Genomic DNA, 20,609 nt, shown 5'->3' on the forward strand with positions numbered 1-20,609 from the left:
TATGGGAGCACACCCACGCCGCATAACGGAACAGCCGTCCGGTTAGAGCACCACTGTCGGGGTCACGACGGTCCGGCGACAGGTCACGTCGCCGAGATGGATCACGATCTGGGTGGTGCCCTGGGGAACGTTGTCCAGCACGAATCGCCCTCCCTCGTCGGCGGTGGTGGAACTCGTGCCGTGCTCGGCGACGCGGACCTCCACCCCGTATTCGCCGGCGGGCACGAGCCAGCCGTCGATCCGGTGCTTCTTGCCGATCTTGGTGAGGTTGATCATCACGGTCAGATCGCTGACGGTGAAGGTGATCGTGCCGGTGTCGCTGCCGCGGACGCCTGCCGTGGCGTCCATCCGTTCCCAGCGCGCGACTTCGACGTCGAGGTTTTCGAGCGCGAGCGCGAACTGAACCCGCTGCACCAGATCTCCCGGCGGCGGGTCCAATTCGTCCATGAAGCGCCCGATGTCGGCGAGCAGGTCCTCATCGCCCGGGGAGGTCATCTCCCCCGGCGTCCCGAGGTCGTTCATCGGCTTCCCCCTTCGTGGGCCAGTAGGTCGCGCATCGATTCGAGGCAACGGCCCCTGGTCGGGCCGACACTTCCGCGCGGCATGCGGAGTGCTTCGGCGACCAGTTGGTACTCGGCCCGCCCGGCGAGCACGGTCAGCCGAAGGAGCTGCTGACAGCGGTGCGGCAGACGGAGGAAGGCGCGCCAGACCCGGCGATCCCGGTCGGCGCGGACGGCTTCCTCTTCGGGGGCCGGATGGGTGCTCTCCATGCTTTCGGCCAGCTCGTCGGTCAGCGGCACGGGCTGGGCGCGGCGGCCGAAAGGATGTTGGGCTTCACGTCTGGTGGTCGTGATCAACCAGGCGGCGAGCGCCTTGGGGTCACGCAGTTTGTCGAGCTGGCTGAACAGGGCGAGCCACACCGTCTGGACCACGTCCTCGGCGGTCAGGCGATCGAGCCCGTTCGCACGCGCGACATGCCACACGAGCGGGGTCAGCTCGTGCACAAGTCTGTCCATCGCCTGGCGGTCACCGGCCCGCGCCGCGCGCATGCAGGCGGCATGCAGGTCGGCACCGGTCAGTCCTTCCCACGGCGGGTCTACCTCGGTCGTTTGCACGTCGGTCACCGTATCTGCCCCACTTCGGACGTGTCTTCGTGTCGGCGCTGGCAGTATCGCGGGCCCTTCGGGGAGAAGGAGCGTGCAAGAGGCTCTGGGATACATCAAGTCACTAACTTTTTCGTCGAGTTTCGGTAATCCCCCACGATGCGGGAAGAGGACAAAGGCACCGGCCGGCGCGAGTAGGTGTGGACTGCGCACCGGCCGGTCCTTTTTTCCCTCCCCCCGGGCCCGCTCCCCAACGGGCCCGCGTCCGGGCGTCCCCCTCCCCCGAGGGAGCACCCGGAGGTGATGTCCGGAGGCCCCCTCGGCCTCCGGACATCACCTGTCTGTGTTCGTTCAGTTCACCGGCGGTTTGGTGCCGTTCGGCTCCCAGTTGCCGTCCGGGCTCACTCCACCGCCGGGACGGGGCGGGACCGGAGCCTTGATCGGGCCCGGCTTCGGGGTCTCTTCGAGGTCCTCGGTCGCCTTGGCCTCGTCGTCCTCGACGGGTGCGGTGTTGGTCTCGGTCGTCATCGGGTTCCCTCATTTCCTCGACTGCTCCATAGGACGCAACGAGGCTGCCACCAGATACACGCAGAGCCAGCTTTTTCGCGGAAATTTCTTAATCTGTGGCAGGCGGGTGACCTGATCAGTGCTTTTGCCACTGATTTGTGTCGCTGAGTAGTTGACGGCTCACGTCCGCGAGTTGTTCGGCCCAGCGCCGATAGCCCTCCGGACCGGGGTGGAAACGGTCTTCGGCGAAGGTCGCGGGATCCAGCATCGCGGCGGGCATCGGTACGTGGACGACTCCGGGGAGTGACGACAGCCGGGCCGCCGAAGCGTCGAGAGCGGACGATCGCGCGCCGAGGACGTCCCGCAGCGGTCGCGGCAGCGCGGGGAAACGGCCCATCGGCGGTACCCCCGCCAGCACCACCGGGATCCGCCCGATGCGACGCCGCAGGGAGACGATCAGGTCAAGCAGGTCGCGCCGGTAGCGCGTGGCCGAATGCAGTTCGATCGTGTCGTTGACGCCCAGCGCGATCACCACGAGGTCGGCCGGTTCGAGCAGCGGGAGCAGGTCTTCGCGCACGACCCGCGCGTTGGCCCCGGTCTTGCCGACGGCCTGCCAGGCGACCGCGCGGCCGTCACGGGCGAGTTCGTCCGCGAGCCGCCCGGTCAGTGCCTCGGCGTGCGTCGCGGCGCCGACGCCGTCCACAGTGGACTCGCCGAGCACCGCCAGCCGCACCGGACGGCCGTCGCCCGCCACGAGACCGCTGACCGGTCCCGCCGCGGCGGGCAGCCTGGGCGTCGTACGGCGCACCCGGACGGCTTGCGCGAGCAGGATCGGGGCGAGCACTACCGCACGGCTGATCACCCGGCGACTCTACTTCCGCGTTTCGTCCTCTGAACGCGATCGTTGCGCACGCGACAACCGCGTTCAGAGGACGAAACGCGAAGTCAGCCCTGGGCGATCGCGACCGTCTGGTGGATGAGCGTGTCGTCCGACGCCGCGCGAAGCAGGTAGTCGGCGACGTCGGCGCGGTTGAGGCTGTAGCTCCCCGGGACATTGCCTTCGGTGCTGGCGGCGATGACGCCGGTGTGCGGCCCGTTCCTGGCTTCCTTCGAGGACCGGGAACCGGCGGAAGCGGAACTCGACGAGTGGGCGGAGCGGCTCACGACGACGCTGGCGCGAACTCTCTGCTCACTTGCCCTTGGCGTCCAGCATCGCGTGCCACTTCGCGTACATGTCGTTGAGCTCCTTGATCATGAAGCTCAGGAAGTCCCGCATCTCGGCGACCCGTTCACCCGCCGGCGTGTCCGCGCCGAGGGCCGAAACGCCCTCGTCGGCGGCGTCACGCCACAGGGTGATCATGCGGTCGCGTTTCATGAAGGTGGCGTACCAGAGGTCGTCGAAGAGGCGGTAGTGGTCGCGGCGTGAGCCCGGCTCGCGTTCCTTGGCGACCAGTCCGATCTGCTCCAGCCAGCGCACGGCCCCCGAGATCGCGGCGGGACTCACCGAGAGCTGGTCGGCCAGTTCGGCCGCGGTGAGCCGACCGGCGTCGGTGGTCATCAGCGCCGCGAACACCCTGGCGGGCATCCGCTGCATCCCGATCTGGGAAAGCGTGAGGCCCAGGTGCTCCACGTAACGGCGGACGGCGTCCTCGTCTCTCTCGGTGCTCGAAGCACTCTCAGGCGTCGTCGTCATGAGCACATCCTCTCTTACCGCCCCCAGAGTGATCACATCATCCATACGTTTTCTTAACTTCACAACTTCGTGAAATCACTGTACCTTCAGCTTCATGGAAAACGCCATCTCCATCTCCGGCCTCCACAAATCCTTCGGCCGGACCAAGGCTTTGGACGGCCTTGACCTGCAGGTACCCGCTGGGGAGGTGCACGGCTTCCTCGGCCCGAACGGCGCGGGGAAGTCGACCACCGTCCGGGTCCTGCTCGGCCTGCTCCACGCAGACTCGGGCGACGTCCGCCTGCTCGGCGGCGACCCCTGGAAGGACGCGGCGGGCCTGCACCGGCGCCTCGCCTACGTCCCCGGCGACGTGAACCTCTGGCCCAACCTCTCCGGCGGCGAGGTGATCGATCTGCTGGGACGGCTGAGGGGCGGCCTCGATCAGCGCCGCCGCAAGGACCTCGTCGAACGCTTCGACCTCGACCCCAAGAAGAAGGGGCGCACCTACTCCAAGGGCAACCGGCAGAAGGTCGCGATCGTGGCTGCGCTGGCCTCGCACGTGGACCTGCTGATCCTCGACGAGCCGACCTCCGGGCTGGACCCGCTGATGGAGGCCACCTTCCAGTACGCGATCCAGGAGGAGCGCGAGCAGGGCCGCACGGTGCTGCTGTCGAGCCACATCCTGGCCGAGGTCGAGGCGCTCTGCGACAAGGTCAGCATCATCCGCAACGGGCGCACCGTCGAGACCGGCACGCTGGCCGAGCTCCGCCACCTCACCAGGACGTCGATCTCGGCCGAACTGGCGGGCCCGCCGAACGGGCTGACGAAACTCCGGAACATCCACGACCTCAAGGTCGAGGGCAACCGGGTCCGGTTCGACGTCGAAACCCGCTCGCTCGACGAGGCGCTGCGTCAACTCACCGAAGTCGGCGTCCGCAGCCTGACCAGCCAGCCGCCGACGCTGGAGGAGCTGTTCCTCCGGCACTACACCACCGAGGCGAGCGCGAAATGACCGCGACACTGGACCGCCCGGCGGCGGCCACCGGCCCGGCGCACGGACTGGTCGGCACCTGGCAGCTGACCAGGCTCGCGCTGCGGCGTGACCGGATCGTCCTGCCGATCTGGATCGTCCTGCTCGGGATCATGCCGTCGACGTCCTCGGGGACGTTCGAAACGCTGTACCCGACGGCCGCCGAACGGGCGGGGCTCACCGCGAGCATGGGCGCGAACCCGTCGCTTTCGCTGATCTACGGCCCGGCGTTCGACCTCTCGACCGCGGGCGGGTTCACCGCGTGGCGGCTCGGCGGTTTCCTCGCCCTGATCATCGGGCTGATGGCCGTCTTCACCGTCACCCGGCACACCCGCGCCGAGGAGGACACCGGCCGCGCGGAACTGCTGGCCTCCGCGGTGGTCGGCCGGTACGCCCTGCTGACCTCGGGCGTGCTGGTGTCCGCCGGGGCGAGCGTCCTCATCGGACTCGTCGAGGTCGGGCTGATGGTCGGCGCGAAGCTGCCCGCCGACGGCTCTTGGGCGCTCGGCGCCGCCACCGCGGTGACCGGGCTGGTCTTCACCGCGATCGCCGCGGTCGCCGTCCAGGTGGCCGAGTACGCGAGGACGGCCAACGGGATCGGCGCCACCGCCGTCGGTGTCGCGTTCCTGCTGCGCGCGGTCGGCGACTCGACCTCGGACGCGACCTGGGTCTCGTGGCTGTCCCCGATCGGCTGGGCGCAGCAGATCCGGCCGTTCTCCGAGGAGCGCTGGTGGGTGTTCCTGCTGCCACTCGCCGCGATCGTGGTCGTCGGCGCCGCCGGCTACGCGCTGCTCCCGCGGCGCGACGTCGGCACCGGCATCCTCCCGCCGCGTCCCGGGCCCGCCGAAGCGGCGACGTCGCTGCGCAGCCCGTTCGCGCTGGCGTGGCGGCTGCACCGGGGTCCGTTGATCGGCTGGGTGATCGGCACGGCGGTCTGCGCCGCGGTGTTCGGCTCGGTCGCGAGCGGGATCGGCGACGTCGTCGGGCAGAGCGAGCAGGCGAGGGAGATCTTCCAGCGCCTCGGCGGCACGAACGGGCTGATCGACGCCTTCATGGCGGCGATGACCGGCCTGTTCGCCATGGTCATCGCGCTCTACGGGGTGCAGGCCGCGCTGCGGATCCGCGCCGAGGAGACCGCGATCCGCGTCGAGCCGCTGCTCGCGACCGGCGTCGGCAGGATGCGCTTGCTGGGGAGTCACCTCGTGTTCGCGTTCGGCGGCACGGCGCTGATGATGGTCGTCAGCGGTGTCCTCTTAGGACTGTCGAACGGGATGCGCGCGGGCACCGTCGGGGACTCCGTCGGGGACATGGTGGGCGCTTCGCTGGCCCAGCTCCCGGCGATCTGGGTGATCACCGGCCTCGCCGTGGCGCTTTTCGGCCTGGCGCCGAAGTTCTCGACGGCCGCCTGGGCGATCGCCGGGGTGGCGTTGCTGCTCAGCCTGTTCGGCGCCGTGCTGAACCTGCCGCGGGTGCTGCTGGACGCCTCGCCGTTCTCGCACGTTCCGAAACTGCCCGCCGCGGAGTTCACCGCGACACCGCTGATCTGGCTGACCGGGGTCGCCGTGGTCGCGCTCGCGGCCGGGCTCATGGGCTGGCGGCGTCGCGACGTCGGCTAGCCACAGGGGAAACCGTGAAGGCCGCCCGACGGGGTGGGCGGCCTTCACGGTTCTTGCCGTATCGCGCCGCCGGGCGTGACGACCAGTTTCGCGACCGGTACGCCGCCACCACAGGCTTTACCCGCCGGGTAGACGATCGCCGGTGTCACGACGAGCGCGTGGGGTTTCCGGTCACCGAGGGTCACCGTTGTTTTGATCGGCGTGGCCGGCAGGCCCCGGATCGGGATGAAGACGTGCTCGCCGCCGGGCGCGGACCCGGTCACGCAGTCACCGGCCCAGCACAGCTCCAGCGACACGCGGCCGAGGCCGGCGGCCACTTCCGGCGGGACGTCGAGGGAGATCCCCTCCTCCAACGCGATGGCCGGGCAGGCTTTCTCGGCGGGCTGGCCGCAGGCGGTCAGAGTCGCGAGCAGGAGCACGAAAACGGGTAGCCGCCGCATACCGGGCAGACGTCGCGAAGGCCGCCCGGGTTGCATCAGTCGCGCCGGAAGCCCGAGGTCGTGCTGGGCGGGAGTTCCGTCGGGGTGGTGGACGGCGTCACGGTCCTGGTCACCGTGCGGGGCGCGGGCGTGCTGGTGCGCGTGACGACGAGGGGTTCCGGGACGCTTCCCGGCACGGTCACCGTGATCTCCCCGACCGACTGGGACGTCGTGGTCGGTGACGGGGTCGTGCGGACTTCCTGGACGCGGGGCTGTGGCTCGCGCCCTGCCACCAGGAGGGCGGCGACGAGCAGTCCGGTCGCGAGACCGGCGATGGCCGCGACCATGACGGAACCGGTGGTGGGACCCTGGACTGACATCCGGCACCCCCTCGACATGCGAAGCGCAGGTACGAGGACTTCTCGCGTTGATCTTACTTTTTGTTACGCAGCGTGCAAGTCGAGTGGAAGGTGCGCAGTCCGTCGACCACGATCCGCACGAGATGCCGTTCTTCGAGCGAATACCGTTCGGCGGCGAGGCACCCGGCGATCAGGGCGCGCAGGTCGTCGCCGTCGATGTCCTCGCGTACCGCGCCCGCGGCCTGCGCCCGGGTCAGCAACGCCTGCGTCGCCGCCCGGAAATCGTTGCCGGCGCTCGCTTTGAAGGCGAGTCCCGTCGTCTCGGCGAGCGCGTCGCACAGGGCCCGGTTGCGGGAAGCCTGCTGGACGACGCGTTTGAAGAAGTCGAAGAACGCCTCGCCGGGGTCTTCGGCGTTCAGCAGTTCCCGCGCCTCCTGGGCGAATTGCTCGACGCGGTCGAGGACGACGGCCTGGAACAGCGCTTCCTTGCTGGGGAAATGGCGGTAGACCGTGCCCGCGCCGACACCGGCGATGCGGGCGATCTCGTCGAGGGGGACGGCGAGGCCGTTGACGGCGAAGGCCTCTTCGGCCGCCGCGAGCACCTTCGCGCGATTGCGTCTCGCGTCGGCGCGCAGCACGGGCTTGTCCACTGTTCCCCTCCTCGACCCGGTTCAACGTCGCTCAGGGTGAGGACATTCCTCACTGGACCGCGGTCTGCGCGCCTTCCGGCGTGAACAGGGTCTGGGCCGTGGTGAACAGGTACTCCCATACGCCCGGGATCAGCAGCACGGCGGCGACCGCGAACACCGGGAAGATCAGCCGGTTCTCCACCTTCTTGCCGGTGCGGAACCGCAGCGGCTTCGGCGGCCGGATCTCGTACCAGGTCTCGCCCGCGATCGGGATCGGGAACAGGAACGGGCAGCCGGACTCGGTCAGCGCGTCCCCGAGGCAGTGCACGAAGCAACCGGCCGCGACGGCGATGCCGAGCCAGCCGGAGATCTCCGCGAGCTGCGCCGCCTTGTCCGGCGGGGCGGTCCACACCCACCACCCGACCGCGGCGCCGCTGACCGGCAGGAGCCAGTCGCCGAGCGCGCCCTCCGCGAGCAGCAGACCGAGGACGACGACGCCGAACACCGCCCAAGGTCCGCCCTCGGTGGTGCCCCAGGAGGTCAGGAAGCCGAGGCCGACGGCGAACAGCACGGTGTGCGAGAGGTGCCGGTGCTTACCGGTGACCTTCTCGTCCCGGGGCCCCTTGGTCAGCGCGTAGAGAGCCGCCGAGACGCGGCGGAGCAGCCAGGAGATCGCGCCGGTGAACCATCCGAGCAGTCTCGACGCGCTGGCACCCGGATGGTCGAGGTCCGGGAGGAGGGCGAAACCGGCCGTGGTCGCGGCGAACACGACCGCTTGGTGCACCGTGCCGGCCCCGACGGCGGGCGCGAGCGCGAGACCCGCGCACCAGCCTGTCAGGGCATGGGTCCGCCCCATCATCGTGCTGCTTCCCCCAGGTGTCGCGGATCACGAGCCCACGACCGTAGCGGGGGATCAGGCGGGGGGCTCTTCCGACACGCTGAGGTGCTCGGCGACGCCGGTGAGCTCGATCACTCGGCTCACCTGCGGGCTGGGCACCAGTTCGAGCTCGACGGCCTTCTCGGCGGCTTGGCGCTGTGCCTGGAGCACCACGTTCAGCGCCGAGGAGTCGAAGAAGGTCACGCCGGTGAGGTCGGCGACGACCCGGCCGGACGGCTTGTCCGTGATCAGGGCCCCGAGGGTCTCCTGGAGCTGCGGGCTCGTCAGCAGGTCGAGCTCACCGGTGACCACCACGCGCGGTACAGACGCGTCGGCGTCCAGCGTGATGCTGAAACCGGGCGGCGTGGTGTTCTGGTCCGCTGCGGGCATGCACATTCTCCTCATCAGGTGAGAACCGACGCTCAGCGCCGGAACGCGCCTGTGGTCTCAAGCGACGGCCGCGCCCAGTCCGGACACGGACGCACGCTCTTCTTCGGCGGGTTGGCTTGGCTGTCCCCGCAACGACAGTCTCAACCCTAACCCAGTCCGGACGGGGCGCCACGATCGCCGTCACGCGCGTCGCCGACCGGCGTCCCGGACGCGCTCAATGCGCCGTCAGCGCTTTGCGCCCGGCGCGGCGTTCCCGGAGGAACAGCTCGCGGCGCTCGATCTCACCGAGCCCGCCCCAGATGCCGTACGGCTCCTGGACCGCCAGCGCGTGCTTACGGCACTGCGCCAGCACGGGGCAGGCCTGGCAGATCGCCTTCGCTCGTGATTCGCGCCGCTCACGGGCCGAACCGCGCTCGTTGTCCGTGTGGAAGAACAAGCTGCTGTCGGCCCCCCGGCACGACCCACGGAGCTGCCAATCCCACTCTTCCGCCACCACGTTGGGCAGCCGGCTCACGTCAGCCACGTCGGTCCCCGCCTTTCCAGGAGATCGTTTGTCCCCGGTTACATGCCCGCCGCCTGCGCGACTCAAACCTGGGTTTGGTTTGCTCACACTCCGGGCAATCGACGACTCGGCAGCGCAGCTCGAGAGAGGAACACACGTGGTGGACAACACCCCGCCCAGCGGGGAGGGCGCTCAACTCATCGAGGTACGCACGGCCGCGGTACCGCACGTGGTACCGACTCTCCGGACGATCGTCGCGGACATCGCGATGCGCCAGGACTTCGACCTGGACGCGGTCGAGGACCTCCGGATGGCGGTGGACGAGGCCTGCTCCATGCTGCTCCCCTCGGCCGCCGACGGCCATCTGACCTGCGTTTTCTCGTGGAAGGACGGACGGATCGAGGTGACCGTCTCGGTGCTTTCGGATTCGCCGGAACCCGACGACGAGACCGGTCTGTCCTGGCAGCTGCTCACCGCGCTGGCGACGTCCGCGCGGCGGAGTGTCACCCCGGCCGACGGCGGCTACCTGTCCAGGGTGGAGCTCATCCGGGAGAGCGAGGCGGCCCGGCCGTGACGGATCCCGTCGAGCAAGACGGCGCGGACGTCCCGGCTCTGTTCGAGCGCATGCACGCGCTGGCCCCGGACGCCCCGGAACGGGAACGGCTGAGGGACGAGCTGGTGCGCGCGCATCTGGAGCTCGCGCGCAACCTGGCGCGGAAGTTCCGCAACCGGGACGAGTCGATGGAGGACCTGGTCCAGATCGCGACGATCGGGCTGATCCACGCCGTCGACCGGTTCGATCCCGGTCAGGGCAGTGACTTCCTGGCGTTCGCGGTCCCGACCATCTCCGGCGAGCTCCGGCACCACTTCCGCGACAACAGCTGGTCGGTGCGGGTCCCGCGGCGGCTCAAGGAGCTGAACGCGAACATCTCGGCCGTACGCGAGGAGCTGACGGTCCGGCTTTCGCGCGCGCCGAAGCCCAGTGAGATCGCCACCCATCTCGGCATCCCGATCGACGAGGTCTACGAAGGCCTCCGGGCCGGCCAGGGCCGGTACGGCGCTTCGCTGGACAACCTCCTGGAGAACTCGGCGCACACCCGCTTCGGCGAGGCCGACGCCAACCTGAGCCAGGCGGAGCTGCGCGAGGCGCTGCGGCCGATGCTGGAACGGCTGCCCGATCGCGAACGCAAGATCGTCGCGCTGCGGTTCGGGTCCGGGATGAGCCAGTCGGACATCGCGCGCCGTGTCGGTGTTTCGCAGATGCAGGTGTCGAGGTTGCTGGCCTCCACGCTCAAGAAACTGCGGGAAGGATGGACCGAGACAGAACTCACCGACGGACCCTGATTCGACCTTGACCCTTGTGGGTATCTGGGAGACGAACAGCGGATCTGAGAGTCTCTCGTGTGAGGGGAGGTGCGGAACCATGACGATGTCCAAGACGCGATCGGAGGGCACGTTGCCGGTGGTCTCCCTGCCCCTGCCGGTCGATGTGACGGCTCCCGCCGTCGCGAGGCAAGCGGTCCGGTCGACCTTGGCGAGCCTCGGCCTCGACGGCCCGGAGGTCGACGACGTCCTGCTGGCGACCTCCGAACTGGTCACGAACGCGTTCGAACACGGTGAGAAGCCGGACAGGCTCGACGTCGAGTACGCCGGGGGCAGGCTCACGCTGCGGGTCTACGACTCCGGCTCGAGCCGCCCGAAGCTGAAGGAGCCTTCGCCGATGGCGGCGCGCAGCCGCGGTCTTCAGCTGGTGCACGCTCTGTCCGACGACTGGGGTCACGAGCTGTGCGAAGGCGGCAAGTACGTCTGGGCTGTCTTCAGCCTTCATCAGGCCGACGCGCGAGCCTGAGCGCGGCGTCCGTTTCGGCGATGCGGTCCCGGAGCGATTTCCGCTCCAGCGCTTCGACGGCGGCGACCAGCACCTCCCTGAGCGGGTACGGCAGTTCGGCTTCCAGCTGTTCGGCCGCGGCGCTGGTCGCCGCCCACTCCGCTTCGAGCGTCGGCATCAGCGCGAGCGTCTTCTCCGTCAGCGACACGATCCTCTGCCGGGCGTCGCGCCCGGGTCGGAGCGAGACGAGGTCCTGTTTCGCCATCTGCGCGATGGTCTGACTGGCCGCGGAATGCGTCACGCCGACTTCGGCGGCGAGGTCGCGGATGGCCAGCGGCCCGTGCGCGACGATCGCGCGGACGAACGGCGTGAAGCGCGGCCGGTACTCCCCCAGCCCGATGTCCTCGAAGAACGCGGAGACATCCGCTTCGGTCGTTTCGAGGACATGCCGGAGCAAAGTGCCCATCCCTCGTTCGCGCGGCGGCCTCCCCACCAGCGGATCATAACGACATACTCTCCAGATGACGCCCGAAGAGCTGCTGACGACCACCCGAACCGTCCGCAAACGACTGGACCTGACCCGGCCGGTACCTCTCGAACTGGTGAAACACGCCCTGCAGGTCGCGTTGCAGGCGCCGAGCGGGTCGAACACGCAGCGCTGGCACTGGCTCGTGATCACCGATCCCGGCCAGCGGGCCGAACTCGGGAAGCTCTATCGGCGGGCGTGCCACGAGTACCTGGATTCCCCACGGGCGGCGGGGAAACTGTTCGCGGACGATCCGGCGCGTTCGAAGGTGCAGAAGCGCGTCGGCTCCAGTGTCGAGTACCTGGCAGACAAGATGGGCGAGGTGCCGGTGCACGTCATCCCGTGCCTGGAGACGACGGACGCCGAACTGCCCGCCGGCAACCAGGCCGGGCTGTGGGGGAACCTGCTGCCCGCCGTGTGGAGCTACATGCTCGCGGCGCGGGCGGTCACGCTCGGCACGGCGTGGACGACGCTGCACCTCGCGTACGAGAAGGAGGCCGCGGAGATCCTCGGCCTGCCTGCCAACGTGCACCAGGCCGCGCTGATCCCGACGGCGTTCTACACCGGCGACAGCTTCAAGCCCGCCGCGCGTCAGCCGCTCGAAGAGGTCATGCGGCTGGACCGCTGGTGAGGGTTGGGAGGCGGAGCTGGAGGTTCGCGCGGAAAGTGACCGTACGCGTGAACCCGCCCCGGCCGAAGGCCCCGCTATCGCGGTGACAGGGCGCCTTCGATCGCGGACGCGGATTCACCTTTGGACACCGAGGTAGGACTCCAGCCGGTCCGCAAGCGGCTTGGGGTGACTCAAGGGCACGGAGTGCGAACCGTCGATCTCGTCGGGCGCGAACCCGAGCCTGTCCTGGACGACCCGGCGTTGGAACTCGGGCGGGAAGAACTGGTCTTGCCGCGCGATGAGCACCTTCGTCGGGACGTCCGGCCACTTTTCCAGCGGCCACGGCTGTCCCCATTCGGCGCTGACCTGGTTCCGCGCGTGCGAACCCGCCTCCGCGACGATTTCCGCGGGGACGCCGTTGTAGAACTGCTCTTCCTCGCTGAGGCTGTCGTCGGACTTGAAGCCCGTGTTGCCCCACCAGTCCCCCGGTGACTCGCCCGGTTTCGGGATCATCGCGGTCAGCATCACGAGCAGCCGCGCCCCGAGCTTCCCGGCGACGATCGGCGCGGTGAAGCCACCGTAGGAATGGCCCAGCACCACCAGATCGCCGCGGTCGCCGATCGCGTTCACGACGGCGTCGACGTGCTCGGGGAAGCCCGCTTCCTCGTCTTCGATCGGCAGGTTCACCGCGACGACGTCGTGGCCGCGTCCGGTCAGTTCCGCCTCGAGGAGGTGGAAGTCCCAGGCGCTGCCGCCACCGCCGTGGATCAGTACGAAGGTCGCCATCGCCCCAGCTAAGCCGAAGCCCGGGAGATCAGCAACGACCGAGCATGTCGCCGAGCGCGCTCTTCTCCGCTGTGGTGATCGTGAGGCCGTAGTAGTGCTTCACGGTGATCCAGTCGGTGGCGTAGGTGCACCAGAACGAGACGAGCGGCGGCTTCCACTGGTCCGGCGCCTTGTCGCTCTTCTCCTGGTTGACGTTGTCGGTGACGGCGAACAGCTGCGGGCGGGTCAGGTCGTTCGCGAACTGGCGCCGCTTCTCGTCGGTCCAGGACTTCGCGCCGCTGACCCAGCTCTGCGCGAGCGGGACCATGTGGTCGATGTCGACGTCGGTCGGCTTGGTCCAGGTCTCGCCGTCGTAGATGCTCGTCCAGCTGCCCGACGTCGGCGCGCAGTCGGAGCCGGCCTTGACGTCCTTGCCGTCGCGCTTGAGCACGAACTCGCGCGTGTTGCAGTTGTTCCCCTGGTTGTCCCAGTGCGGGTACTTCTTGCGGTCGTAGCCGTCCATCGAACCGCGCGGCGCGACGGTCAGTTCGTCCAGCTGTTTGCGCGCGTCCGCGGCGCCGGCGGTGTTGGACGACGTCGGCTGGCTCTGCTGCAACGCGGAACCCTTGCCGGTGACCAGCCAGATCCCGACGAGCACCACGGCCGCGAGGCTGATCAAAAGGAGCAAGCGCTGGGCTGTGGTCATCTGCCGGGTACGCGTGGCCACCGCGCGGGTCCTCTCGACGGGGGATTGGGAGTGCCCAAGTATCGCCGCGCCGCGCGGGGAAACCGGGAGCGACACGGCGATGACACCAGGTAGTTGTTGTCACATCGGTGCCCTGATCAGCGACTACCCCAGGGACGCTGCCGGAAGGAGCGGGCTTGTGGGCGCCGAAAAACGTAAGTGGAACACCCGGGTCGACGACTATCTGAACCGGAAGGCCGCGGAACGCGGGCACGTGATCGCCATGGCACGTATGGGATCCACCGCGCTGGAGCGCGGCGATCTCGACGAGGCCGAGGTGTGGTTCCGGAAGGCCGCCGAGGGCGGGGACAGGGTCGCGATGGGCAACCTGGCGCACCTCCTGCGCGAACGCGGCGTACCCGAACAGGCCGAACGCTGGTACCGCGAGGCGGCGACGGCCGGTGATTCGCATGCCATGGCGCATCTGGGAAATCTCTGCGCGCGGCGCGGTGACACGGAGACCGCCGAGGACTGGTGGCGGCGGGCCGCCGTCGAGGGCCGGGTCGAGGCGATGGCGGAGCTCGGGCGGTCGCTGCACCGGCGCGGAGAGCTCAAAGAGGCTGAGCGCTGGGCGGGTGAAGCCGCGGAGTCGGGCAACCTCGAAGGGATGATCACGCTCGGCGCCCTGCTGTGCGACACCGACCGGTCGGACGAAGCGGAACCCTGGTGGCGCGAGGCCGCCACCGAGACCGACGCGCCGTCCCTGGTCAAACTCGGCCTGGAGGCCGAGCGGCGGAACGACCTGACGCGCGCGGAAAGCTGCTACCACGCGGCAGCGGCAGCGGGTGCCCCCGAAGCCGCCGTCCGGCTCGGCCTGGTGCTGCACCGGCGTGGTGAGCTCGACGCCGCCGAACGCTGGTATCTCAAGGCCGCCAAGCGGGGCGACGCCGCGGCGATGACGAACCTGGGCGTGCTGGCCAACGACCGGAACGATCCCGGCGAGGCCACCGCCTGGTACCGGAAGGCCGCGGAGCTCGGCAGCGTCCCCGCGTACACGAACCTCGGCAGGCTCGCCGCCGACCACGGCAACTTCCAGGAGGCCGAGCACTGGTTCCGCGCGGCCGCCGACACCGGCGATCAAGCGGGGCGACGGGATCTGGAGGAGCTGTACCGCAATTCGGGCGTCCGGCACCGGCGCGGGTACTAGGCTTTCCAGTTCCGCATCACCGCGAATCCCTCGCGCAGCCGCTGGAGTTTGCGGCTGCGGTACGGGTCCTCGCCGTCGTCGAGCCGCCACCGTTCCTCGACGCCGGCGCGGAACACCGCGAGCCCCTCGAAACCGAGTCCGGCGGTGAAGTCCGCGATGCTCACGTCGACGCGTCCGGATCCGTCGAGATCCAGGCGTAGCAACCACTCCGCGAGTTCCTTGGGCTCCGGCGGCGAGTCCGCGCACGCCTCCGCGTACAACGCGAGCGCGGTCCTGACCTCTTCGCCGAGCGCGCCGAACGAGTCCTCGACGAAGTCCAGCGCCTCGACGACGAGTTCGACGACGCGGCACAGCAGCGGCGCGTCCATGAGTTCCTTGGCGGTGGCGAGTACCTCGCGTACCTTCTCGGTGTACGCGAGCGTGCCCTGGAAGCCGACGAAACCGCGCAACCGCAACGTTCCCTCGACGTGCCGTCGCAGCGCGTCGAGGTCCTCGCGGCCGGCCTTGAGCGAGAGCTTGCGGAACAGGACCGGGTCCTCGTTCGCGTGCCCGACGAGCAACTCGACCAGCTCGTCGCGCGTGAGGGTCTCGACGTACCCGCGGATGTCGGCGGCGCCGCCGTCCGCCACCCCTTCGAGGACCAGCAGCCCGACGGCCACGCAGTGCTTGCAGAAGAAGCCGTCCGCCGCGTGCGGGCAGGAGCACTCGCCGACGAGCTCGCCGCCGACGTTGCGTAACCGGACGGTGTAGCGGTCGGTGCCGCTGACCACCGCCGCGACCCCGCCCGCGACGTCGTCCAGCGCCTCGACCGACTCCAGGTACTTGGCCCCGCGCGCGAACGAGACGTCACCGGCCTGCCTGCGGAGTTCGTCCTCGCTGAACCACGTCACCGCCCTATTGAACCCCTTGGGCCGGAGGACCGAGGAACAACCCGCCGCTCGCGTCGAGGACCTGCCCCGTCACCCAGCGGGCGTCGTCGGAGGCGAGGAAGGCGACGACGTCCGCTATGTCGTCTTGGTTCCCGAGCCTTCCGTGCGCGGTGAGGCTTTCGATGGCGGCTTCCAGCTCCGGTGTGAAGATCCCGCCGTTGGCCTCGGTCCTGGTGGCGCCCGGCGCGACGACGTTGACCGTGATCCCGCGGGGTCCGAGCTGGTGGGCGAGGGTGCGGCTCATCGTCTCGAGCGCGCCCTTGGTCATCGCGAAGGACGTCTGCGCCGGGTTGGCCATCCTGGTGGCGACCGAGGAGACGTTGATGATGCGGCCGCCGTCGTTCATCGGTGCTCGTTGGATGAGGAAGTACGGCGCCCTGACGTTGACCGCGAAGAGCTGGTCGAATCGCTCGGGCGTGTCCGTCTCGATGGGTCCCGCCGGCTGAGCGGCCGCGTTGTTGACCAGGATGTCGAGGCTGTCGATGCCTTCAAGGGCTTTGTCGACGCCTTCCATCTGCGCGAGGTCTCCCTGACTGCTGTCGTGCCTTCGGACCTTGACGCCGTCCCTTTCGAGCCGCCGCGCGATCGCCGCCCCGATCCCCTTGGACGCCCCGGTCACCAATGCCGTCTTCGAACTGTTAGTTACTACCACTTTGATAGTCTCTACCACATGGGCCTGCGAGATCGCCAGCGCGCCGAGACACGGCTTCAGGTGCAGACGCACGCCGTCCGCCTCTTCACCGACGTCGGCTACGACGCCACCACCGTCGCCGACGTCGCCGCGGCCGCCGGCGTCTCGGCGATGACGGTCTACCGGCACTTCCCCACAAAGGAGGACCTGGTCCTCTACGACGAATACGACCCCTTGACGGCTTCCGCTGTCGCCGCCCAGCCCGCTTCTTTGTCTCTGGCCGCGCGGATCGGGCACGCGCTCTCGGAGACGGCCGCTCACGGGTCTTCGTCGGAGAAGGCGTTCCTGCTGGCGCGGCTACGGCTGATGATCTCGGTTCCGGCGCTGCGGGCGCGGCATCTGGACAGCCAGTACGCGACCGCCGATGCGATCGTGGCTGCTCTCGATCGCTCTTCGCCTGAGGAGGAGTTTCGGGTGCGGGCTACGGCTATGGCCTGCCTCGGCGCCGCCCACGTCGCGCTGATCCGGTGGGCTGAGACGGATGGGGAGGGAGACCTGCCGGGGTTGATCCGACAGGCCCTCACCAGCGTCTTCGGGGACTAGCTGGCCACGAAAGCTAACTTGCCAGCACCGAGCCGCCGTGTCATCCCGGGTTTTGACGGCTACCGCTAGTACTGTCGAACCCGTGTTCGAGGACATCCGTCACCGCGACTACGGCAGCCTCCAGGGGCACGTGTTCCCAAATGCGCACCACACGCCAACCAGCATGCTCCAGCGCGACAGTAACCAGACGGTCGCGCTCAACGTTGCGACGAAGCTTCGGCGTCCAGTACCACTCATTCGACGTGGGCTGTCTTCCATGGTCGGGACACACATGCCAAAAGCACCCGTCCACGAACACCGCAACCTTACGAGCCGTGAAGACCACATCCGGACGGACCTTCACCCCGTCGTCCAACGTCAGGCGAAGATCCTTGCGGTACCGGTAACCAAGGCGATGCAGGGCCTTACGGAGTGCAACTTCCGGTTTAGTGTCAGCCCGTCGGTTAGCCTGCATGTTTCGAGACCTGCCAGCATCCTTCGGCGCTGGATAGAGCCCCTTCGCGTGGGCTCGGGCACGAGCCTCGCTGCGATCACCTTGAACCACGCCTGCCGAACCTCTTCATCCGATCACGGACACATGAGGCAAGATACCTCGCTGGGCCCCTCGCCAGCTGCATCACCCTGGAAGGTTAAGTGACATGAAGCTCAACGCTGTCGAGATCTGTGCTGGCGCTGGCGGCCAGGCCCTCGGCCTGCACAACGCCGGCTTCCATCACACTCTCGCGGTCGAGCTAGATCAGAACGCTTCCAAGACCCTTAAAACCAACAGTGACCTCAAGAACAGTGGTTTCACTCTGGACGAGGTCAAGACGGGCGACGTGGCGGACCCAGAGATCTGGAAGCCTCACGACTACAAGGGGATCGACCTGCTCGCCGGCGGCGTACCTTGCCCCCCGTTCACGATCGCGGGCAAGCAGCTTGGAGCCAATGACGAGCGAGACCTCTTCGCCTGGACCATCGAGCAGGTAGAGACCGTGGAACCGCGCGCTTTGCTCCTCGAAAACGTCCGTGGGCTGAGCATGCCGCGCTTCTCCGGATACCGGCAGCATGTACTTGATCGTCTAACATCGTTTGGCTACGTCGCCGAGTGGCGCCTTCTCCATGCTTCCGACTTTAACGTCCCACAACTGCGTCCTCGTTTTGTCCTGGTGGCGCTCCGAGAGGAGTACGCGGACTACTTCAGGTGGCCGAAGCCGCTCCTCAACGCACCTACAGTCGGTGAATCTCTCAAGGACCTCATGGGAACGCGAGGATGGGGACAGATCGACGAGTGGGTAGAACGCGCCAATAAGATCGCTCCCACAATCGTGGGTGGATCCAAGAAGCATGGCGGCGCCGACCTTGGCCCTACCCGAGCCAAGCGAGCATGGCATGAACTCTGGGTGGACGCGCATGGTGTTGCCAACGACGTTCCTGGCCCTAGAGATGAGTATTCTCTCGACGGCCGCGGCCCCAAGCTGACCACAGAAATGGTCGCACGACTTCAAGGCTTCCCCGATGAAGGGGAATGGACCTTCGAGGGACCCAAGACATCCAAGTACAGGCAAATCGGCAACGCCTTCCCTCCGCCAGTCGCAGAAGCTGTCGGACGGTCCATCAAGAACGCACTCAGCAAAAAAGGGAAAAAGGTCGTACGCGAACCAGTCGAACACGACCCAATCTACAAGGCCCTTAAAGAAGTGGGAGACTTCGTCAAAGTCGAACATCTTCAAAATTCCGGCGAGAAACTGATCGACATCCCAGAAGTTGAGCTCAGCATAGCCAGACTGAAGAAAGATTTCGTTGTAGAAACCATCTCCGACAACGGCGTAACCAAGCACAAGCTCGGAGATTTCAAGGCTTTCACGGGGCAGGACGACCATGACCGGCACGCCGTGTTCTTGAAGAGCCGGGCAAAGATCAGCTAGTCATCCAGCTACGGCCGGGTCGCACCGACTCGGCCAATAATGGCCTGTATGTCCGCTGCATCCAGGCCACCCGCGAGCGCAATCTCGTCCTCAGGATCGCCCAGCTTCCGAACTGAGGGATCGTCCAGAATTTGACCCATAAACTCAAGCTTCTCCTTCAAGCGCATCGCCACAATCTCATCAATACTGCCTTGAGCCTCGAGTATTGTCACCCTGGTTTCTGTATCGCGCGCAAGACCTAGCCGGTGAATACGGTCAAGGCTCTGCAGGAATCGACCCGCCTGGAAATCTCGGTCCACATAGATTGCGTCATGGCACACCTGATGCAGGCTAACCCCTTCGCCCAGGGTAGCCGGATTTGAAATAAGGACCGCACATGCTGGGTCGTCGCGAAATAAACGAAGTTGCTCGGATCGATCCACCGTGCCTCCATGCACGACAGCTGGACTAAAATCTCTAAAGAGCACCTCCAGAGACTTTATGCTGCGCACAAAACTAGCCCACACCAGCGTCTTTAACCCTCTTTTCGCATTATTGGCAACGATAGTCAGAGCTTCCTGATACTTGGGGGGTATCTCATACTTTGACAAATCCCTAAGCAAGGAATAGAGCGGCTCGCCTTCATTCACTTCTAAAGGTGGAATTTGAAAAGAGAGCGGCTCGTACTTCGTCGCACCCTCCACAAGAAGCGCAGGACTTGTCGCTGCCATCAATAGCCTAAGAACCGCTCTTCCCAAGGATTCAAAGTCGTTGCGATTTCGCTCAGCACGAGCAGTGAACTGGCCGACCATCGCATCGTATATCTCTCGATGCAAAGGCGACATTTCAATCTTGCGAACACGCGTCGTAACCGGAGGTAGACCCAGTTCTTGTTTTGTCGTTCGCGTATAGAGCGGCCTCAATCTACTACTCGCATAGCCGAGGTCTCCCCCGCCAACTGCCTGCCGAACTACCCGGCGGCCGCGGCCTGGCCAGACAAATGCCAAAAGGCTCTCAAGGTCTTTTGCACCATTAGGCGCTGGCGTACCGCTAAGAATCATCCTTACTCGACTCAAGGGTCCGAGTGCCATGCAGGCACCTCCATAAACCCCGGCAGCACCCAATTTCATCCTGTGCGCTTCGTCCAGGATCATCATTCCCGGAGACTCTTGCAACCACTTAGCGAAACCAGCCAGGGAAGGATTCAAGCGCTCATAGTTCACTAAAAGCAGATCCGCCGAACTTGGCAATCGATTGGTTACAACCTTGACTTCAAGCGGTCGTTTGAAACAAATCCTGGCCTCGTATATCCACGCTTCGTATGCAGCCTTTGGACCCACCACTAACAGACGATCAACTTTTCCCTTTTCGCGCATCGCCGCGAAGACCGCCAAGGCCACCCGGGTCTTACCTGCGCCAGGAACACTAAAATTTGCGCTATGCCCAAGTGATATCAGCCGGGCCACATCCCGACGCTGAAAGTCAGTCAGCGCACCGCACCAGTTTGGACCGAGAAGCCCGTCAACTTCACTCGGATCAACTCCGAGTTGCACATCACCATGCAGCTGCTTATCAGCGTCTTCAGCATCGTCAAGCATCTCCTCGACGGTTGCTTGAAACGCCGCATCCCAGGCGACTGTTTCCGGTTCAGGCCAAGCGGCTAAGGCCTCAAGTCCAACAAGAAATTCATCGACAGGAACAACCACAGCCGTCTTGTCCGAGAACCGTCCCGCCGGGAAACGTTCAAGCAGTCGCCCCAACGCGGGGATAAAGTCATCCCGTGCACGCAACAGGGCTTGAGTCCGAGTTACATCAAATCCAATAAATAAGCTTGT

At 67.0% G+C, this 20,609-nt stretch carries 28 protein-coding genes; 9 read left to right on the forward strand and 19 right to left on the reverse strand.

Annotation, left to right across the window (positions count from 1 at the left end; all coding sequences use genetic code 11):
- Positions 1 to 42: 42 nt before the first annotated feature.
- From AB0N89_RS06245 to AB0N89_RS06270, 6 genes are all read right to left on the reverse strand, one after another.
- Positions 43 to 522: a carboxypeptidase regulatory-like domain-containing protein gene (locus tag AB0N89_RS06245; RefSeq protein WP_125780735.1), complete on the reverse strand. Its 480-nt coding sequence runs from the start codon at positions 520 to 522 to the stop codon at positions 43 to 45.
- Entirely contained in the window at positions 519 to 1,124 is a 606-nt protein-coding gene (locus tag AB0N89_RS06250; RefSeq protein ID WP_101611873.1) for a sigma-70 family RNA polymerase sigma factor, read from the reverse strand. Before AB0N89_RS06250 ends, AB0N89_RS06245 begins: the two co-directional genes overlap by 4 nt.
- Positions 1,125 to 1,454: 330 nt before the next feature.
- Positions 1,455 to 1,631, reverse strand: coding sequence for a hypothetical protein (locus tag AB0N89_RS06255; RefSeq protein ID WP_364200757.1), 177 nt, complete (start codon positions 1,629 to 1,631; stop codon positions 1,455 to 1,457).
- Between the two features lie 115 nt (positions 1,632 to 1,746).
- Positions 1,747 to 2,472, reverse strand: a complete 726-nt coding sequence (locus tag AB0N89_RS06260) for an SGNH/GDSL hydrolase family protein (protein ID WP_364200759.1) — start codon at positions 2,470 to 2,472, stop codon at positions 1,747 to 1,749.
- An 83-nt stretch (positions 2,473 to 2,555) separates the two neighbouring features.
- Positions 2,556 to 2,774, reverse strand: coding sequence for a hypothetical protein (locus tag AB0N89_RS06265; protein ID WP_364200761.1), 219 nt, complete (start codon positions 2,772 to 2,774; stop codon positions 2,556 to 2,558).
- Between the two features lie 25 nt (positions 2,775 to 2,799).
- Positions 2,800 to 3,303, reverse strand: coding sequence for a MarR family transcriptional regulator (locus AB0N89_RS06270; protein WP_364200763.1), 504 nt, complete (start codon positions 3,301 to 3,303; stop codon positions 2,800 to 2,802).
- Positions 3,304 to 3,397: 94 nt separating this feature from the next.
- On the opposite strand from AB0N89_RS06270, the gene AB0N89_RS06275 reads away from it, so the two are divergent.
- Together AB0N89_RS06275 and AB0N89_RS06280 are read left to right on the forward strand one after the other, a co-directional pair.
- Positions 3,398 to 4,294, forward strand: coding sequence for an ABC transporter ATP-binding protein (locus AB0N89_RS06275; protein WP_364200764.1), 897 nt, complete (start codon positions 3,398 to 3,400; stop codon positions 4,292 to 4,294).
- Positions 4,291 to 5,928: an ABC transporter permease gene (locus AB0N89_RS06280; RefSeq protein ID WP_364200766.1), complete on the forward strand. Its 1,638-nt coding sequence runs from the start codon at positions 4,291 to 4,293 to the stop codon at positions 5,926 to 5,928. Before AB0N89_RS06275 ends, AB0N89_RS06280 begins: the two co-directional genes overlap by 4 nt.
- Before the next feature lie 44 nt (positions 5,929 to 5,972).
- Here the strand turns inward: AB0N89_RS06280 and AB0N89_RS06285 are convergent, their stop codons facing one another.
- The 6 genes from AB0N89_RS06285 to AB0N89_RS06310 all read right to left on the reverse strand — a co-directional run bounded on the left by AB0N89_RS06285 (position 5,973) and on the right by AB0N89_RS06310 (position 9,125).
- A complete protein-coding gene (locus tag AB0N89_RS06285; RefSeq protein ID WP_364200768.1) occupies positions 5,973 to 6,404 on the reverse strand; it encodes a hypothetical protein in 432 nt (143 codons plus the stop codon).
- On the reverse strand, positions 6,404 to 6,727 hold the full coding sequence (locus AB0N89_RS06290) for a hypothetical protein (RefSeq protein ID WP_364200770.1): 324 nt from the start codon (positions 6,725 to 6,727) through the stop codon (positions 6,404 to 6,406). Before AB0N89_RS06290 ends, AB0N89_RS06285 begins: the two co-directional genes overlap by 1 nt.
- Positions 6,728 to 6,780: 53 nt before the next feature.
- Entirely contained in the window at positions 6,781 to 7,356 is a 576-nt protein-coding gene (locus AB0N89_RS06295) for a TetR/AcrR family transcriptional regulator (RefSeq protein ID WP_364200772.1), read from the reverse strand.
- A gap of 49 nt (positions 7,357 to 7,405) precedes the next feature.
- The gene (locus AB0N89_RS06300; RefSeq protein WP_364200774.1) at positions 7,406 to 8,191 is read right to left on the reverse strand and encodes a metal-dependent hydrolase; all 786 of its coding nucleotides are present in this window, start codon (positions 8,189 to 8,191) and stop codon (positions 7,406 to 7,408) included.
- 57 nt (positions 8,192 to 8,248) lie between these two features.
- Positions 8,249 to 8,602: an STAS domain-containing protein gene (locus tag AB0N89_RS06305; protein WP_005149764.1), complete on the reverse strand. Its 354-nt coding sequence runs from the start codon at positions 8,600 to 8,602 to the stop codon at positions 8,249 to 8,251.
- A 214-nt stretch (positions 8,603 to 8,816) separates the two neighbouring features.
- The gene (locus tag AB0N89_RS06310) at positions 8,817 to 9,125 is read right to left on the reverse strand and encodes a WhiB family transcriptional regulator (RefSeq protein ID WP_101611864.1); all 309 of its coding nucleotides are present in this window, start codon (positions 9,123 to 9,125) and stop codon (positions 8,817 to 8,819) included.
- 136 nt (positions 9,126 to 9,261) lie between these two features.
- On the opposite strand from AB0N89_RS06310, the gene AB0N89_RS06315 reads away from it, so the two are divergent.
- From AB0N89_RS06315 to AB0N89_RS06325, 3 genes are all read left to right on the forward strand, one after another.
- On the forward strand, positions 9,262 to 9,678 hold the full coding sequence (locus AB0N89_RS06315) for a Serine-protein kinase RsbW (protein WP_005149761.1): 417 nt from the start codon (positions 9,262 to 9,264) through the stop codon (positions 9,676 to 9,678).
- On the forward strand, positions 9,675 to 10,448 hold the full coding sequence (locus AB0N89_RS06320; protein WP_364200777.1) for a SigB/SigF/SigG family RNA polymerase sigma factor: 774 nt from the start codon (positions 9,675 to 9,677) through the stop codon (positions 10,446 to 10,448). The genes AB0N89_RS06315 and AB0N89_RS06320 overlap by 4 nt, the downstream gene beginning before the upstream one ends.
- A 79-nt stretch (positions 10,449 to 10,527) precedes the next feature.
- Positions 10,528 to 10,953, forward strand: a complete 426-nt coding sequence (locus tag AB0N89_RS06325) for an ATP-binding protein (RefSeq protein WP_364200779.1) — start codon at positions 10,528 to 10,530, stop codon at positions 10,951 to 10,953.
- Here AB0N89_RS06325 and AB0N89_RS06330 read toward each other — a convergent pair.
- Positions 10,922 to 11,398, reverse strand: a complete 477-nt coding sequence (locus tag AB0N89_RS06330) for a MarR family transcriptional regulator (protein WP_364200877.1) — start codon at positions 11,396 to 11,398, stop codon at positions 10,922 to 10,924. The two genes, AB0N89_RS06325 and AB0N89_RS06330, sit on opposite strands and share 32 nt — an antisense overlap.
- Positions 11,399 to 11,453: 55 nt before the next feature.
- Between AB0N89_RS06330 and AB0N89_RS06335 the strand changes: the two genes are divergently transcribed.
- Entirely contained in the window at positions 11,454 to 12,089 is a 636-nt protein-coding gene (locus tag AB0N89_RS06335; protein WP_364200781.1) for a nitroreductase family protein, read from the forward strand.
- Between the two features lie 114 nt (positions 12,090 to 12,203).
- Here AB0N89_RS06335 and AB0N89_RS06340 read toward each other — a convergent pair whose 3' ends face one another.
- Both AB0N89_RS06340 and AB0N89_RS06345 read right to left on the reverse strand, forming a co-directional pair.
- Positions 12,204 to 12,854: an alpha/beta hydrolase gene (locus AB0N89_RS06340; protein WP_364200783.1), complete on the reverse strand. Its 651-nt coding sequence runs from the start codon at positions 12,852 to 12,854 to the stop codon at positions 12,204 to 12,206.
- 28 nt (positions 12,855 to 12,882) lie between these two features.
- Positions 12,883 to 13,560, reverse strand: coding sequence for an HNH endonuclease family protein (locus AB0N89_RS06345; RefSeq protein WP_364200785.1), 678 nt, complete (start codon positions 13,558 to 13,560; stop codon positions 12,883 to 12,885).
- Positions 13,561 to 13,717: 157 nt separating this feature from the next.
- Between AB0N89_RS06345 and AB0N89_RS06350 the strand changes: the two genes are divergently transcribed.
- Positions 13,718 to 14,725: a tetratricopeptide repeat protein gene (locus tag AB0N89_RS06350; protein WP_364200787.1), complete on the forward strand. Its 1,008-nt coding sequence runs from the start codon at positions 13,718 to 13,720 to the stop codon at positions 14,723 to 14,725.
- Here the strand turns inward: AB0N89_RS06350 and AB0N89_RS06355 are convergent.
- Both AB0N89_RS06355 and AB0N89_RS06360 read right to left on the reverse strand, forming a co-directional pair.
- Positions 14,722 to 15,615: an SWIM zinc finger family protein gene (locus AB0N89_RS06355; protein WP_364200789.1), complete on the reverse strand. Its 894-nt coding sequence runs from the start codon at positions 15,613 to 15,615 to the stop codon at positions 14,722 to 14,724. The genes AB0N89_RS06350 and AB0N89_RS06355 overlap by 4 nt on opposite strands.
- A gap of 4 nt (positions 15,616 to 15,619) precedes the next feature.
- The gene (locus tag AB0N89_RS06360; protein WP_364200791.1) at positions 15,620 to 16,273 is read right to left on the reverse strand and encodes an SDR family oxidoreductase; all 654 of its coding nucleotides are present in this window, start codon (positions 16,271 to 16,273) and stop codon (positions 15,620 to 15,622) included.
- Between the two features lie 51 nt (positions 16,274 to 16,324).
- On the opposite strand from AB0N89_RS06360, the gene AB0N89_RS06365 reads away from it, so the two are divergent.
- Positions 16,325 to 16,888: a TetR family transcriptional regulator gene (locus AB0N89_RS06365; protein ID WP_364200793.1), complete on the forward strand. Its 564-nt coding sequence runs from the start codon at positions 16,325 to 16,327 to the stop codon at positions 16,886 to 16,888.
- A 40-nt stretch (positions 16,889 to 16,928) separates the two neighbouring features.
- Here the strand turns inward: AB0N89_RS06365 and AB0N89_RS06370 are convergent, their stop codons facing one another.
- The gene (locus tag AB0N89_RS06370; protein WP_364200795.1) at positions 16,929 to 17,432 is read right to left on the reverse strand and encodes a very short patch repair endonuclease; all 504 of its coding nucleotides are present in this window, start codon (positions 17,430 to 17,432) and stop codon (positions 16,929 to 16,931) included.
- A gap of 94 nt (positions 17,433 to 17,526) precedes the next feature.
- On the opposite strand from AB0N89_RS06370, the gene dcm reads away from it, so the two are divergent.
- Entirely contained in the window at positions 17,527 to 18,795 is a 1,269-nt protein-coding gene (gene dcm, locus AB0N89_RS06375) for a DNA (cytosine-5-)-methyltransferase (protein ID WP_364200797.1), read from the forward strand.
- An 8-nt stretch (positions 18,796 to 18,803) separates the two neighbouring features.
- On the opposite strand, the gene AB0N89_RS06380 is transcribed toward dcm, so the two are convergent.
- Positions 18,804 to 20,564 carry a DEAD/DEAH box helicase gene (locus AB0N89_RS06380; protein ID WP_364200799.1) on the reverse strand — a complete coding sequence of 587 codons (1,761 nt, stop codon included), beginning with the start codon at positions 20,562 to 20,564 and terminating at the stop codon, positions 18,804 to 18,806.
- Positions 20,565 to 20,609 lie beyond the last annotated feature (45 nt).

It is taken from the genome of Amycolatopsis sp. NPDC089917, assembly GCF_040684635.1.
Taxonomy (GTDB): domain Bacteria; phylum Actinomycetota; class Actinomycetes; order Mycobacteriales; family Pseudonocardiaceae; genus Amycolatopsis.